The sequence below is a fragment of the Rhodobacter flavimaris genome (assembly GCF_021378075.1).
Taxonomy (GTDB): Bacteria; Pseudomonadota; Alphaproteobacteria; order Rhodobacterales; family Rhodobacteraceae; genus Rhodobacter; species Rhodobacter flavimaris.
On sequence record NZ_JAJUOS010000001.1, the window covers coordinates 387199 to 399930 of the forward strand.

Annotated in this window: 12 protein-coding genes; 11 read left to right on the plus strand and 1 reads right to left on the minus strand. The window is 64.1% G+C overall.

Annotated features, from left to right (window positions below):
- The gene (locus LZA78_RS01920) at positions 1–1167 is read right to left on the minus strand and encodes an ABC transporter substrate-binding protein (RefSeq protein WP_233675257.1); all 1167 of its coding nucleotides are present in this window, start codon (positions 1165–1167) and stop codon (positions 1–3) included.
- A gap of 126 nt (positions 1168–1293) precedes the next feature.
- Between LZA78_RS01920 and LZA78_RS01925 the strand changes: the two genes are divergently transcribed.
- From LZA78_RS01925 to LZA78_RS01975, 11 genes are all read left to right on the plus strand, one after another.
- On the plus strand, positions 1294–1833 hold the full coding sequence (locus LZA78_RS01925) for a tetratricopeptide repeat protein (RefSeq protein WP_306798953.1): 540 nt from the start codon (positions 1294–1296) through the stop codon (positions 1831–1833).
- 116 nt (positions 1834–1949) lie between these two features.
- Entirely contained in the window at positions 1950–2336 is a 387-nt protein-coding gene (locus LZA78_RS01930) for a c-type cytochrome (RefSeq protein ID WP_233675258.1), read from the plus strand.
- A 154-nt stretch (positions 2337–2490) separates the two neighbouring features.
- Complete coding sequence (locus LZA78_RS01935) at positions 2491–4257, plus strand: PQQ-dependent methanol/ethanol family dehydrogenase (RefSeq protein ID WP_233675259.1); 1767 nt, start codon at positions 2491–2493, stop codon at positions 4255–4257.
- A gap of 152 nt (positions 4258–4409) precedes the next feature.
- Entirely contained in the window at positions 4410–5129 is a 720-nt protein-coding gene (locus LZA78_RS01940; protein ID WP_233675260.1) for a response regulator, read from the plus strand.
- A 21-nt stretch (positions 5130–5150) separates the two neighbouring features.
- Complete coding sequence (locus tag LZA78_RS01945) at positions 5151–6329, plus strand: FIST N-terminal domain-containing protein (protein WP_233675261.1); 1179 nt, start codon at positions 5151–5153, stop codon at positions 6327–6329.
- 10 nt (positions 6330–6339) lie between these two features.
- A complete protein-coding gene (locus LZA78_RS01950; protein ID WP_233675262.1) occupies positions 6340–8556 on the plus strand; it encodes a PAS-domain containing protein in 2217 nt (738 codons plus the stop codon).
- 220 nt (positions 8557–8776) lie between these two features.
- Positions 8777–10195, plus strand: a complete 1419-nt coding sequence (locus LZA78_RS01955; protein WP_233675263.1) for an aminotransferase — start codon at positions 8777–8779, stop codon at positions 10193–10195.
- 53 nt (positions 10196–10248) lie between these two features.
- Positions 10249–11025, plus strand: coding sequence for a helix-turn-helix transcriptional regulator (locus tag LZA78_RS01960; RefSeq protein WP_233675264.1), 777 nt, complete (start codon positions 10249–10251; stop codon positions 11023–11025).
- A 79-nt stretch (positions 11026–11104) separates the two neighbouring features.
- Positions 11105–11818, plus strand: coding sequence for a dimethylsulfonioproprionate lyase family protein (locus LZA78_RS01965; protein WP_233675265.1), 714 nt, complete (start codon positions 11105–11107; stop codon positions 11816–11818).
- Positions 11819–11828: 10 nt separating this feature from the next.
- Entirely contained in the window at positions 11829–12299 is a 471-nt protein-coding gene (locus LZA78_RS01970) for a nucleoside deaminase (protein ID WP_233675266.1), read from the plus strand.
- A 47-nt stretch (positions 12300–12346) separates the two neighbouring features.
- Positions 12347–12676, plus strand: a complete 330-nt coding sequence (locus LZA78_RS01975) for a DUF1330 domain-containing protein (protein ID WP_233675267.1) — start codon at positions 12347–12349, stop codon at positions 12674–12676.
- Positions 12677–12732 lie beyond the last annotated feature (56 nt).

Consider the following 12732-nt stretch of genomic DNA (forward strand, 5'->3'; position numbering starts at 1 on the left):
TCACTCTCCGAAGGCTGTGCATTTGGTCTCGGGGCGGTCTGGCCCGAGCGTGTCGAGTTCGTTCGAGGCGTGCAGGAAGCCTTCGAACGGGGCGAGGGCGACAACGGCGCGCTCGGTCACGATGGGGATGGGCTGGCGCATCTGGCCGTCCCAGTCACGGAATGACAAAGGCCGCCCAAGGAAGCCTGCAATGCGCGCCTTGTCGGACAGAAGATAGGCGCGCATGGAGGCCGGATCGGTCGATTGCGCGCGCGTCACGGCATCGCCGATCGCGGCAATCGCGGCCCAGGCGGCGTAGTCGGCGGCCTGCATCTCGCGCGCGGTCATCTCGCGAAAGCGGTTTTGCAACTGGGCCGCACCGTTCTGCTCGACCACGCCCGCCCAGCCAAGCGGCTTGGCACCCTCAGACCCCGCAAGCAGGCGCGGCGTCCAGGTGTTATAGGCGATGTAGCGGGCAAAATCGCCGGGTTCGTCCGCGACCAGAAGCAAGTCATGGTCAGGCAGATCCTGGGTGAAGAGGGGCACCTCGGCGGCCGCCGCGCGGCGCATGTTTGCGTCGAAGAGCCACGTTTTCTCGCCCGCCAGCGTGAGGCCAAACTTGGTCAGCGCGGCGCGCATGGCCTCGGCGAAGGCCTGATCCTCGGGGTGGGCGCCCTGGATCAACGCAAGGCGCGTCCAGCGTTTGGTCTGGATGAACTGCGCCAGCGCATCGGCGCGCATCGCGTAAGAGGGCAGGCTGTGCAGCACATTGGCGCGGCAATTTGCGCCGCGCAGATCGGTCTCGGGGGCCGAGGTGTTGAAGATCAGCGCATCGCGCACCTCGGGCAGGTCCGCCAGCGCGAGCAGATCCTGCGCGGGGGCCTTGACGACCAGCACACGCGCGCCCTCGGCCAGCAGCTTTTGTGCGGCGGGCAGGAAAGGCGCGGCGGGCGGCACGACGGTTTCGCGCAGCGCATAGTCCTGCCCGGTGAACTTGCCCGTCGTCGCGATATCGCCAAGGCTGAGTCGCGCGCCGTCGAGGCCAAGCTGTTCGGGCACGGATTGCATGTTCGAAAGTACCGGCGGTGGGGTCACCTGCCGCTCCAGCCAGTCGATGCGCATGGGCTGAGCCCCCGCGCCACAGGCGCAGGCCAGCACGATCAGCGCGGCATGAATGATCCTGCGCATGGTGTCCTCCCTCACCCCACGGTGTGCAGGCGAGGGTCGTAGTCGCAATACGACCAATGTCTAATCCGCCCGATGCGCCGCGTTCCGCGCCCGCGTGATAGGCTGTGAAAAATGCGGAGGACGCCGATGAAACCTGCCCTGTGCCTGCTGATCGCCATGCTTCTTTCCACCCACACAGCATGGGCCGAGGACGGGGGCGGCGATCTCAACCCTGAGGAAATGACCCTTGGCCGCGTGATGGAGAATATCCGGCGGGGCGAGACATCGATGACCACCTGCGCCAGCGGCTATTTCATCACCAAGTCCGGGCGGCACACCATGGCGCGCGAGCTGTTCGAGCGCTGCGCGGCGGACGGTTGGAGCGGCGCGATGACCTGGATGAGCCAGCTTGACGATAACGGCCTGGGCGGGCCGCTCGACCCCAAGCGCGCCGCCGAATGGGACCGGCAGGCCGCCGAAGCGGGCGACCCGGTGGGCATGTTCAACTTCGGACTCGACCTGATGCGGGGCAGGGGCGTGGCATATGACCCGGCCCGAGGGCGCGCGCTCGTGGACGATGCAGCGCGGGCGGGCCTGCCCGTTGCAAGGCGTCTGCAAGGCGCGGATTACGACCTCGACGAGGTCACGCCCGACGCCGACAACTGGAAGTATATGCCCCAGTCCTGAACCCGGAAAGCACGGGTCTTACGACCAAGGTCGCATGGGACTGTTGATATGCATCAAGCTCTTGCGCGCCCTGCAGGGCCTACATTCGCGCCATCAAACCAGGAATGGAGATGCGCATGAAACGCAATCATCTGATCACCGCAGCGCTTGTCGCGCTGTGCGCCGCGCCCGCGGCTGCCGACACTTTCGACCGCGTCAAGGCCGAGGCAGGGGAGACCCTGTTCGACGCCCAGTGCCGCCGCTGCCACACCGTCAACCCGAGCGACCCGAGCTATGGCCCGCTGCTTGACGGGATCGTCGGGCGCAAGGCGGGCAGCGTCGAGGGCTACGAATATTCCGAGGCGATGTCGAAGGCGGGCTTCGTCTGGACGCCGGGCGCCCTGCGCGCATGGATGGAAGCCAATGACGAACTGATCCCCGGCACCAAGATGCGCCACGTCGGGATCACCGATCCGACGGTGCAGGACTTCATCGTCTCCTACCTCGCCTCGACCGGTAAGTGATACAGCTTTTGCGACCCCTGTCCACCCGGCCAGGGGTCGTAAGACCAATGGACAATATACCTGCCGAACATCGCGTCGATACTTGGCTCAGGGCCCGCCGTCCAAACCTCATTCGGGCGGAGACGGGCTGGGAGACATCGGGAGGATGACTGCGATGAACCGTTTTGTTCTGGCCACCGTGCTGGCCATTTCCTGCCTGGGCGCGGCCCATGCAGGTGTCACCGAGGAGGATCTGCTGAGGGATCAGGAGACCACTGACAACGTTCTGACCAACGGCATGGGGCGCGATCTTCAGCGTTACAGCCCTCTGGAAATCCTGAACAAGGATAACGTCAAGAACCTGATGCCGGCCTGGGCCTTCTCGCTCGGTGGCGAAAAGCAGCGCGGGCAGGAAAGCCAGCCGCTGATCTATGACGGCGTGATGTATATCACCGGCTCGTATTCGCGCCTTTACGCGATCGACCTGAAGACCGGCAAGGAAATCTGGCAGTTCGACGCCCGTCTGCCCGAGGGCATCCTGCCGTGCTGCGACGTCATCAACCGCGGCGGCGCGATCTATGGCGACAACATCTACTTTGGCACGCTCGATGCGCGCATCGTGGCGCTGGACCTCAAGACCGGCGACGTGAAGTGGAACAAGAAGATCGCCGACTACAAGGAAGGCTATTCTTACACCGCCGCGCCCCTGATCGTGAACGGTCTGGTGATCACCGGCAACTCGGGCGGTGAGTTTGGCATCGTCGGTGAAGTACAGGCCCGCGACGCCGAGACCGGCGAGCTGGTCTGGACCCGTCCGATGATCGAAGGCCACATGGGCACTTTCCAGGGTAAGGAAAGCACGATGACCGGCACGCTCAACGCGACCTGGCCGGGCGACCTGTGGAAGACCGGCGGCGGCGCGACCTGGCTTGGCGGCTCGTATGATGCCGACACCGATACGCTGGTCTTCGGCGCGGGCAACCCGGCGCCGTGGAACTCGCACCTGCGCAACGCTGGCACCCCGGTCGAGGGCAACAAGGGCGACAACCTCTATGCCGCATCGCGCGTTGGTATCGACCCGCATAACGGCGAGATCAAGTGGCACTTCCAGACCACCCCGCGCGAGGGCTGGGACTTTGACGGCGTGAACGAGGTGGTCTCCTACGTCGACAAGGATGGCAACAAGCGTTTCGCCACCGCCGACCGCAACGGCTTCTTCTACGTTCTGAACCGTGAGGACGGTAAATTCATCTCGGCCCATCCCTTCGTGAAGAACATCACCTGGGCCTCGGGCATCGACGAGAACGGCCGCCCGATCTACAACGAGGACAACCGTCCGGGCGCGCCGGATGCGGCGGCCGAGGGCGGCAAGGGCCAGCAGGTCTTTGCGGTTCCCTCGTTCCTGGGCGGCAAGAACTGGATGCCGATGGCGCATAACCAAAAGACCGGCCTGTTCTACGTGCCCTCGAACGAATGGGGCATGGATATCTGGAACGAGCCGATCAGCTACAAGAAGGGCGCGGCCTACCTGGGCGCCGGCTTCACCATCAAGCCACTGTTCGAGGACTATATCGGCTCGCTCAAGGCGATCGACCCGACCACCGGCGAAGTGAAGTGGGAGTACAAGAACGAGGCCCCGCTGTGGGGTGGCGTGATGTCGACCGCGGGCGGTCTGGTCTTCACCGGCAACCCCGAAGGTGAGTTCCTGGCCTTCGACGCAGACACCGGCGACAAGCTGTGGTCGTTCCAGACCGGCTCGGGCATCGTCGGCCAGCCGATCACCTGGGATCAGGATGGCGAGCAGTATGTCTCGGTCATCTCGGGCTGGGGTGGCGCGGTTCCGCTCTGGGGTGGTGAAGTGGCCAAGAAGGTCAACTACCTCAACCAGGGCGCGACGATCTGGACCTTCAAGCTGCCCAAGCAGCTTGCCGCGGCCAACTAAGGTAATCTGTGACAAGTTAGTGAAAGGCGCAGGAATTCCCTGCGCCTTTTTCGTTGCGCAGTGGGGGTAGGGGTCTCATACTTTTTGGCAGTATGCCCGAGGGGCCGGGCTTGTTAGGCTTGATACAAGATCAAACTGAATGAGCGCCCCGGATGACCATCATGCAAAACCCGCTGCCGGACCATAGCAAGCCAGACTTCCGGTCGGCCCTGATCGTCGATGATCACCCGCTGTTTTGCGATGCGCTTGCGATGACCTTGCAAGCCGTTGCCGGGATCGAGGATGTCTCGAACGCCGACCGCCTCACCGCCGCTTTGGAGCGGCTGGAGGGTGAGGGTGCGCGCCCCGACGTGATCGTTCTCGATCTCAACCTGCCCGACGTGAACGGCCTAGATGGGCTGATGCGCCTGCGTCAGGCCGCGCCGGATTTGCCGATCGTCGTCGTCTCCTCGATCGACGAGCCGCGTGTGATCCGCTCGGCCATCCTTGCCGGTGCGGCGGGCTTCGTCCCCAAGCACTCCAAGCGCGAGCTGTTTCGGATGGCTTTTGCGGCCATCGCGCGGGGCGAGATCTTCGTTCCGGAATCGACGGGCGACACGCTGGCGGCGGGCAACGGCCTGAGCCCGCAGGACGAGGCGATCCGCCGCCTGTCGCAGCTGACCCGCCAGCAGGCGAATATCCTGGAGCAGATCTGCGCCGGGAAGATGAACAAGCAGATTGCCTATGACCTGTCGATTGCCGAAACCACGGTGAAGGCGCATGTCACGGCGATCATGCGCAAGCTGGGGGTTTACAGCCGCACGCAGGCCGTGCTGCTGGCCCGCGAAGCGCAGGCCACTGGGCCATTGCCGGAAAGCTGGCGCTCAAGCTAATCTCCCGTCAGGGAGGACAGGATGATCAGCGAACCAACCCTTGCGCCAAGGGCGGCCGTAGGCCGTGCCTGCCCGATCAGTGCCTCGGCCCCCGCCGATGCGCCGGATGCCGCCCACCAGCTTGCGCGGTCGCTCGGGCAGGGGCCTTTCGCGCAGATCTTCCTGTTCATGAGCCCCGCGGCCGATATGGCCACGGTCTGCGCGCAGATGACGCAGCTTTTTCCGCAAACGGGCATCTGCGGATGCTCGACCGCCGGCGAGATCACCGCCGAGGGCTATTCCGAAGGCCAGATCGTTGCCTTTGCCCTGCCACGCGCGGGTTTCGACGTCGAGATGGTGGTGCTAGAAGACCTCGACCAGCTTGATACGCGCGAGCTGATCGCCGACCTGCTACGGGCACGTCAAAGCCTCGGGCGGCGTGCCTTCGACCGGCCGAACGAATGCGCCGTGCTAGTGGTCGATGGCCTGTCGGGCAAGGAAGACGTGCTGGTCTCGGCGCTGTCGGGTGGGCTGGGGCCCGTGCCGCTGATCGGCGGATCGGCCGGAGACGGCGGCAAGTTCCAGCGCACGCTGATCCATGCGCGCGGTCGGGTGTTGGAGAATGCGGGCGTGGTGACGCTGATCCGCTCGCAATGCACGGTCAAACCCTTCTCGCTTGACCACCTGCGCCCGACCCATGCCCGCATGGTGGTGACCGAGGCGGCGCCTGCCAAGCGCACGGTGGCGCGTATCAATGACGAACCCGCCGCTGAGGAATATGCGCGCCTTCTGGGCCTGCGCACCGATCAGCTTTCGCCGTTCATCTTCGCCGCGCACCCGGTTCTGGTGCGCGCGGGCGGGCGCCACCATGTGCGCGCCATTCAGGGCGTCGGGCCGCAGAACTCGCTCCAGTTCTTCGCTGCGATTGCCGAGGGGCTGGTGCTGACAATCGCCGAGCCGCAAGACATCGCCGAGCATCTGAACGAAGAGCTTGGCCGCTTTGGTCGCGAAGGCGCGCCTTCGGCCATTCTCGGGTTCGACTGCATCTTCCGCCGGATCGAGGCCGAGGGCCGCCAGCGCGGACGCGAGGTCTCGGATATCCTGTCGCGCCACAAGGTCGTGGGGTTCTCGACCTATGGCGAGCAGGTCGGCGCGATGCATGTGAACCAGACGCTGACCGGCATCGCCTTCTACCCGCCGCAGGGCGCGGTGCGGGACTGAGGGGCAGGGGATGCGCCAGAACCTCACCCGATCGCTCACCAATCCGCAGGACGATCTCGCGCGGCAGAACGAAAAGCTGCTGGCCATCGCCGAGGTTCTGATCCGCCACGCCGAGGAGATGACCGAGGATCGCGGCGCGGCCTATGCACAGTTCCAGCGAGCAGCGATGCTTGAGGATCAGGTGCGCGAACGGACCCGCGATCTGGAACGTGCGCTGGACCTTCTGAATACCTCGAACGCGCGTCTGGCCGATGCCAATCGCGAAACCGAGGCCGCGCGCCAGAACCTCGCCGCCGCCATCGAGACGGTGCAGGAGGGATTCGCGCTGTTCGACGCGAATGACGTTCTGGTCATGTGCAATTCGCGCTTCAACGCGCTTTTGCCCGATATCCGCGATCGGCTGGAGCCGGGGCTGTGCTTTGACGACTACCTCAACATCGCCTCGCAATCGAGCCATCTCGGGATGCCCGACGGCATGACGCCGCGCGACTGGGTGGCGATGCGGCGCACGCGCCACCAGTTGCACCACTTCATCTTGACCCAGCAGATGGGTGAAGACCGTTGGGTGCAGGTGTCCGAGCACCGCACTCAGGACGGTGGCACCGTGATCTTGCAGACCGAGGTCACCGACCTGATCCGCGCCGAGCGCAAGGAGCGGGGGCGGATGCTGGACGATCAGGCCGCAATCCTGCGCGCCACGCTGGAGCATCTACAACTTGGCGTGTGCATCTTCGACGCGCGGCTACACCTTCTGGGCTGGAACGAGCGGCTGTCCGAGATGCTTACACTGCCGCGCACCCGGCTTCGGCTAGGGATGCATTTTGATGCGTTGCTCGAACAGGTACGCGATCAGTTCATCTTTCCCAACGGCTTGAGCGCCTACCGTCTGGCCGACTGGGTCCGCCGTGTCCGGCGCGGCGATCATTTCAAGATGGAGGTCACGCGCGAGGGCGGCCAGATCTACGAGATCTTCGCGCAGGAACTACCCGATGGCGGCTTCGTGATGTCGCTGAGCGATGTGACGGCCGAGCGCAGCGCCTTGCAGGCCCTGGAACGCGCGAACGAGACGCTCGAGGCGCGGGTGTTGGACCGGACGTTGGAGCTGGAAGACGCGCTTTCCCAAGCGGAGCGTGCCAATGCCTCGCGCGCGCGCTTCGTTGCCGCCGCAAGCCATGACCTGTTGCAGCCGCTGTCGGCGGCCAAGCTCTACCTTGCGTCGCTTGGCGATGACGCGATCTCGGACGGAGCGCGGCGCACGCTGGACAAAGCGCAAAGCGCGCTTGGTTCGGTCGAGGGGATATTGGGCGCGCTGCTTGATATTTCGCGCCTCGAATCTGGCCATGCGGCGGTGGATGTAGCCCCGGTGGCGCTTGGCCCGATGCTGCGCGCGTTGAGCGATGAGTTCACGCCGATCGCAGCCCTCAAGGGGTTGCAGCTGATCATCAAGTCGACCGATGCCGTCGTCGTGTCTGACCGCGCCTATCTGCGGCGTATCTTGCAAAACCTGATCTCCAACGCGATCCGTTACACGGACAAGGGGCGCATTCTGGTGGCGCTGCGGCGCCGAGGTGCCATGCTGCATGCCGAGGTGCGCGACAGCGGACCGGGTATCGCCGAAGCCGATCAGGAACTGATCTTCCGCGAGTTTCACCGCCTGAACGCCCATGCCTCGGCGTCGGAGGGGATGGGGCTTGGCCTTGCCATCGTGGACCGCGCGGCGGCGCTGCTTGGCCATCCGCTCTCGCTGCGCTCGGCCCCCGGTTGCGGGACGACGTTTTGTGTCGGCCTGCGCCCGGCTCCGAATGGCGGCTACCGGACGGAAGAGGCGCAGAACCCCGCCGATGCCGAGGCCCGCGATGCGCGCGACATTATCGTTTTGCTGGTCGAGAACGATGAAGACCTGTCTCGCGCCATGGTGCAACTGCTTGAAAAATGGGGGGTAACGGTGCTTGACGTGCCCTCGGCCGAGGATGCGCTGGAATTGCTCGACGCAACCGACGTCGAGCCCGACTTCGCCCTGATCGACTACCAGTTGGGCGAGGGGATGGACGGCCTGGCCCTGGCCAAGGCGCTTCAGGCGCGGTTGCCGGGGCTGCGCCTGCGCCTCGTCACCGCCGACCGCTCGGAAACGCTGCGGGCGCGCGCCCGGGCGCTTGAGGTCGAGGTCATGAACAAGCCGATCCCGCCCGACGCGCTGGCCGCATACCTCTTCGGCGGGCCTGCGTAACCACGCGCCAACCGGTCAAACTGCGCGCTACACGCCGTTCGCGCAATAGCCCCCGGGGGACATTCCTTTCATTCGGGCGTCCGAGCAGAGTCAGCGCATAGCCGACAGTGTTCAACGTCGCACTCAGCGCGGGCATAACCCCGGCGCGGATCGTGCGGTTTTGCTGTCGGCAAGTGGATGAACTACGCGCTGGCCGCGACACGACCGATGGAGAAGACAGATGTTCGCTAAGCACCATAACCTCGATCCGGCAGAGATCGCACAAGCGGACAAGCGTCACGTCCTGCACCCCTGGTCCGACCTCAAGACCATGCACACCGAAGACCCGCTGGTAATGGCCGAGGCCAAAGGCATCCATATCAGCGATGCCGAGGGAAACCGCTATATCGACGGGATCGGCGGGATGTGGTGCGTTCAGGTCGGCTATGGCCGCGAGGAACTGATCGAGACGATGGCCGAGCAGGCCCGCCGCCTGTGCTACTACACGCCCTTTGGCGCGATGGCGAATGTGCCTGCCGCGCAACTGGCGCAGGCACTGGCCGCGCGCGCGCCGGGCGATCTGAATACCGTCAGTTTCGCGACCTCGGGTTCTGGCGCCGTGGACAGCGCGATCCGCTTTGCGCATTTCTACTTCAATTGCCTTGATCAGCCGAGCAAGCGGCAGGTCATCGTGCGGATGGACAGCTACCACGGCTCGACCTACCTGACGGCCTCGATGAACGGCAAGCGGCGCGACTGGAGCCAGTTCGACTACGCGCGCGAACTGGTTCACTTCCTGCCCTCGGTCAACGCCTTCCGCCGCCCAAAGGGCCAGTCGCTGGAGGATTTCGCCAATGAGAAGGTCGCCGATCTGGAGGCGATGATCCTCGAACTCGGCCCCGAAAACGTGGCCTGCTTCGTCGCCGAGCCGATCCAAGCCTCGGGCGGGGTCATCGTGCCGCCCGAGATGTACCTGCCGCGCTGCCTTGAGATCTGCCGCAAATACGATGTGCTCTATATCTCGGACGAGGTCGTCACGGCCTTCGGGCGACTTGGCCATATCTTCGCGTCAAAGGACGTCTTCGGCATAACGCCCGACATCATCACCTGCGCCAAGGGTCTGACCTCGGGCTACATCCCGATGGGCGCCACGATCTATTCGGACCGGCTGATCAAGGCGATCAGCGGCGAAAACGCGGTCGATCACCCCTATTTCACCAATGGTTTCACCTATTCTGGCCATCCGGTAGCGGCGGCGGTGGCGCTGAAGAACCTTGAGATCCTTGAAGGCGATGGCATCCTTGAGCAGGTGCGCGACACCGGGCCCTACTTCCAGGCCGGGCTGCAAAAGCTGCGCGAGCTGCCCATCGTTGGCGACGTGCGCGGCATGGGGCTTATGGCCTGCGTGGAATGCGTCGTGCGCAAGATCGGTGCCGAGCCGGGCGAGGCCGACATGGCGGTTGCCGCCCGCGTCGATGCCCATGCGCAGGAGCGCGGCCTGATCCTGCGCCCGTTCGAAAGCCTGTGCATCCTGTCCCCGCCGCTGATCGTGACGAAGGAGGATATCGACCGGATTATCTCGATCCTGCGCGACAGCCTGATTGCCACGCAAAACGACCTGATTGCCGAGGGCATCTGGTCGCCGCCAGCGCGCGGGTGACGGGAAAGGGGAGGGACTCGACAGGCATTCTGCCGGGTCCTATCCTTCCGAACATGCAGTCCGTTTCGTTGCTTGATCGCTGGAATGACGGGGTCGCGGATCTGTTGATCCATCGCGACCGGTCCGACATTGTCGACCGGTTCCTTGCGCATCTGTCGAACTGCGTCGATTTCGACCAGTGGTATGCGGCGCTGTTTCACCGCCATGAACCCGCCGAGCGGATCGGTTTTCGCGGCATCAAGCAGGGCAAGGACGATTACGAGGACGGGCTTTACCTGCTCGATCCGTTCTACCAGCAGTATCGCCGCAGCCCCGAGCAGAGCGTCCATCGCCTGGGCGACCTCGCGAGGCCCGGCGATGCCGCCCGATCGGCTTATTTTGAGCGATACCTGCGCAAATGGGACACGCGCGACGAGGTCGGTTATCTGGTGCCAATCGGCGGCGGGCGCTGCGTGCATCTGTCAGTGTCGCGCTCGCACGATCTGCCGCCGTTTGAGCGCCACGAGGTGCAATTCCTTGCCTCGCTCGTCAGCGTCGTCTCCAGCGTCTTCGCCCTTTATGAGCGCACCGATATCGACGAGCCGCAGGTTCCGGCGATCGACCGCGTGATCGGACGGAAACTGGCGGGCTTTGGCACGAAGGTTCTGACCGAGCGTGAGGGAGAGATCGTGTTCCTGCTGCTCAAAGGCTACACCGCCACCGAGATCGCGGGACTGCTTGAGATCAGCCACGGGACCGCCAAGAACCACATCAAAAGCATCTATCGCAAGCTGAACGTCCGCTCTCAGGTCGAGCTTTTGGTGAAGTTCATCGACGATCTTTACGAATAACTGCCCCAAGCAATCCACCTGAACGCGCCCGGCAAGGGCAGGGGGCTTGCACCCGAGTTTCCCGATAACGGAGAGTGAGATGTCCATAGCGCCCAACCCGGACATGCCCGAGGCCGAAGTGCTGCGCCTGCGCGACGCGCCCGACTGGTTCTACCTGCTGCGCGAGTTTGACGCGCTGTTCCGGCTTGGCTCAGCGGGTGGCAGCACGCTGATCCGCAGCCACCGCAGCAAGGTGCGCGCGGCGCTATCCGCAGCGTTCTCATCCAACGCGGTCATCCAGGGGCGCGCGCCTGCAAGCAAACCCGTGACCGCGCATTTGCCGCGCGCGCTCGATCTGGGAGAGCGGGGCGTCATGCAGGGTATGGCCCGCGCGCTTCGCGAGGTCCGCGGGCAGCTGACCTGGGAATACGGCTATGAACGGATGCCCAAACCGCTGGCCCGGAAATTTGCCTATTGCGAGGTGCTCGGCCCGCAGGGGCCGGTGCGCAGCAACGACCTGATCCTCGGCTTCGTGCTCTTTGCGCCCGGCACGACCTACCCGCAGCACAGCCACGCGGGCATCGAGGAAAGCTACATCTCGATCGCCGGCGCCTGGTCCGAGAACGACGCAGCAGTGCACGCGCCCGGATCGCTCATCCTCAACAAACCCGGCTTCGAGCACCGCATCACAACCGGCGAGGAAGAACCCTGCCTTCTGGCCTACGCCTGGATCGGCGCACAAGACCGGCTCGCGGCACCCGGCATGAAGCTGACCGCGACACGCAAGGCATCTGGAACCACGACACCCAACTGAGGGGGCGCTCATGCAAAGTGACGTCGAATATCTTCGTATTGCGATCGGGGTCGCCGCACAAAGCCGGGCAGCGGGCAATCATCCGTTTGGCGCCATTCTCGTTGGCCCGGAAGGAGACATCCTCCTTTCATCAGGGAATAGCTACGTGCACGACCGTGGCGTCGGCCATGCGGAGACAAATGTTGCGCGGGCAGCTGCACAGGCCTACGAGCCATCTTTTCTTCAGCGATGCACATTGGTGACTTCAGTAGAGCCGTGCTGCATGTGCGCCGGGGCCTGTTATTGGGCTGGCATTGGAACCGTAGTTTACGGCCTCAGCGAGAAACGGTTGGCGGAACTGACCGGCGATAATCCCGAGAACCTGACGCTCGACCTGAGTTGCCACACGGTCTTTGCTGCCGGGCGCCGAAGGGTCAAAGTTCGCGGACCATTTCCAGAGCTTGAGACGGAAATCATCAAGGCGCACGAAGGCTTCTGGTGATGGCGGCTCATCACCGTTCGCCACACCGGCCAGAAGGAGAACATTCAATGCCAGCGTATCTCATCGCCGATGAAACGATCACTGACCCGGATACCTTCGAAGAATATAAGCGCGCGGTCTTACCACTCATAGAACAGTTTGGCGGGCGGTTTCTGTCGCGTGGCGGGGAACTCGATGTTCTTGAAATGGGGGCAGGCTGGGTACCCGGCCGAATGGTCATTATCGAGTTCCCAAGCATGTCCGCACTAAAGGAATGGTACAACTCCAAAGATTATGCACCGGTGCGCGAAGTCCGAGTCCGGTCGGCTATAAGCACGTTAGTGGCGTTGGATTCCGGTACGGCATTCATCACCGATAGTCACACAACAGGCCCGTGAATTCTCTTCCGTTGTCTACGCTGCGCAGACGGCAAAAGGCGTTGAGAACACCGGTG

What these genes read in the sequence shown, in the direction of transcription:
- LZA78_RS01965 (WP_233675265.1), top strand. Translation starts at nt 11,105, where the DNA reads ATGTCCATAGCGCCCAACCCGGACATGCCCGAGGCCGAAGTGCTGCGC.
- LZA78_RS01925 (WP_306798953.1), top strand. Translation starts at nt 1,294, where the DNA reads ATGAAACCTGCCCTGTGCCTGCTGATCGCCATGCTTCTTTCCACCCAC.
- LZA78_RS01935 (WP_233675259.1), top strand. Translation starts at nt 2,491, where the DNA reads ATGAACCGTTTTGTTCTGGCCACCGTGCTGGCCATTTCCTGCCTGGGC.
- LZA78_RS01975 (WP_233675267.1), top strand. Translation starts at nt 12,347, where the DNA reads ATGCCAGCGTATCTCATCGCCGATGAAACGATCACTGACCCGGATACC.
- LZA78_RS01920 (WP_233675257.1), bottom strand. Translation starts at nt 1,167, where the DNA reads ATGCGCAGGATCATTCATGCCGCGCTGATCGTGCTGGCCTGCGCCTGT.
- LZA78_RS01930 (WP_233675258.1), top strand. Translation starts at nt 1,950, where the DNA reads ATGAAACGCAATCATCTGATCACCGCAGCGCTTGTCGCGCTGTGCGCC.
- LZA78_RS01950 (WP_233675262.1), top strand. Translation starts at nt 6,340, where the DNA reads ATGCGCCAGAACCTCACCCGATCGCTCACCAATCCGCAGGACGATCTC.
- LZA78_RS01945 (WP_233675261.1), top strand. Translation starts at nt 5,151, where the DNA reads ATGATCAGCGAACCAACCCTTGCGCCAAGGGCGGCCGTAGGCCGTGCC.
- LZA78_RS01940 (WP_233675260.1), top strand. Translation starts at nt 4,410, where the DNA reads ATGACCATCATGCAAAACCCGCTGCCGGACCATAGCAAGCCAGACTTC.
- LZA78_RS01970 (WP_233675266.1), top strand. Translation starts at nt 11,829, where the DNA reads ATGCAAAGTGACGTCGAATATCTTCGTATTGCGATCGGGGTCGCCGCA.
- LZA78_RS01960 (WP_233675264.1), top strand. Translation starts at nt 10,249, where the DNA reads ATGCAGTCCGTTTCGTTGCTTGATCGCTGGAATGACGGGGTCGCGGAT.
- LZA78_RS01955 (WP_233675263.1), top strand. Translation starts at nt 8,777, where the DNA reads ATGTTCGCTAAGCACCATAACCTCGATCCGGCAGAGATCGCACAAGCG.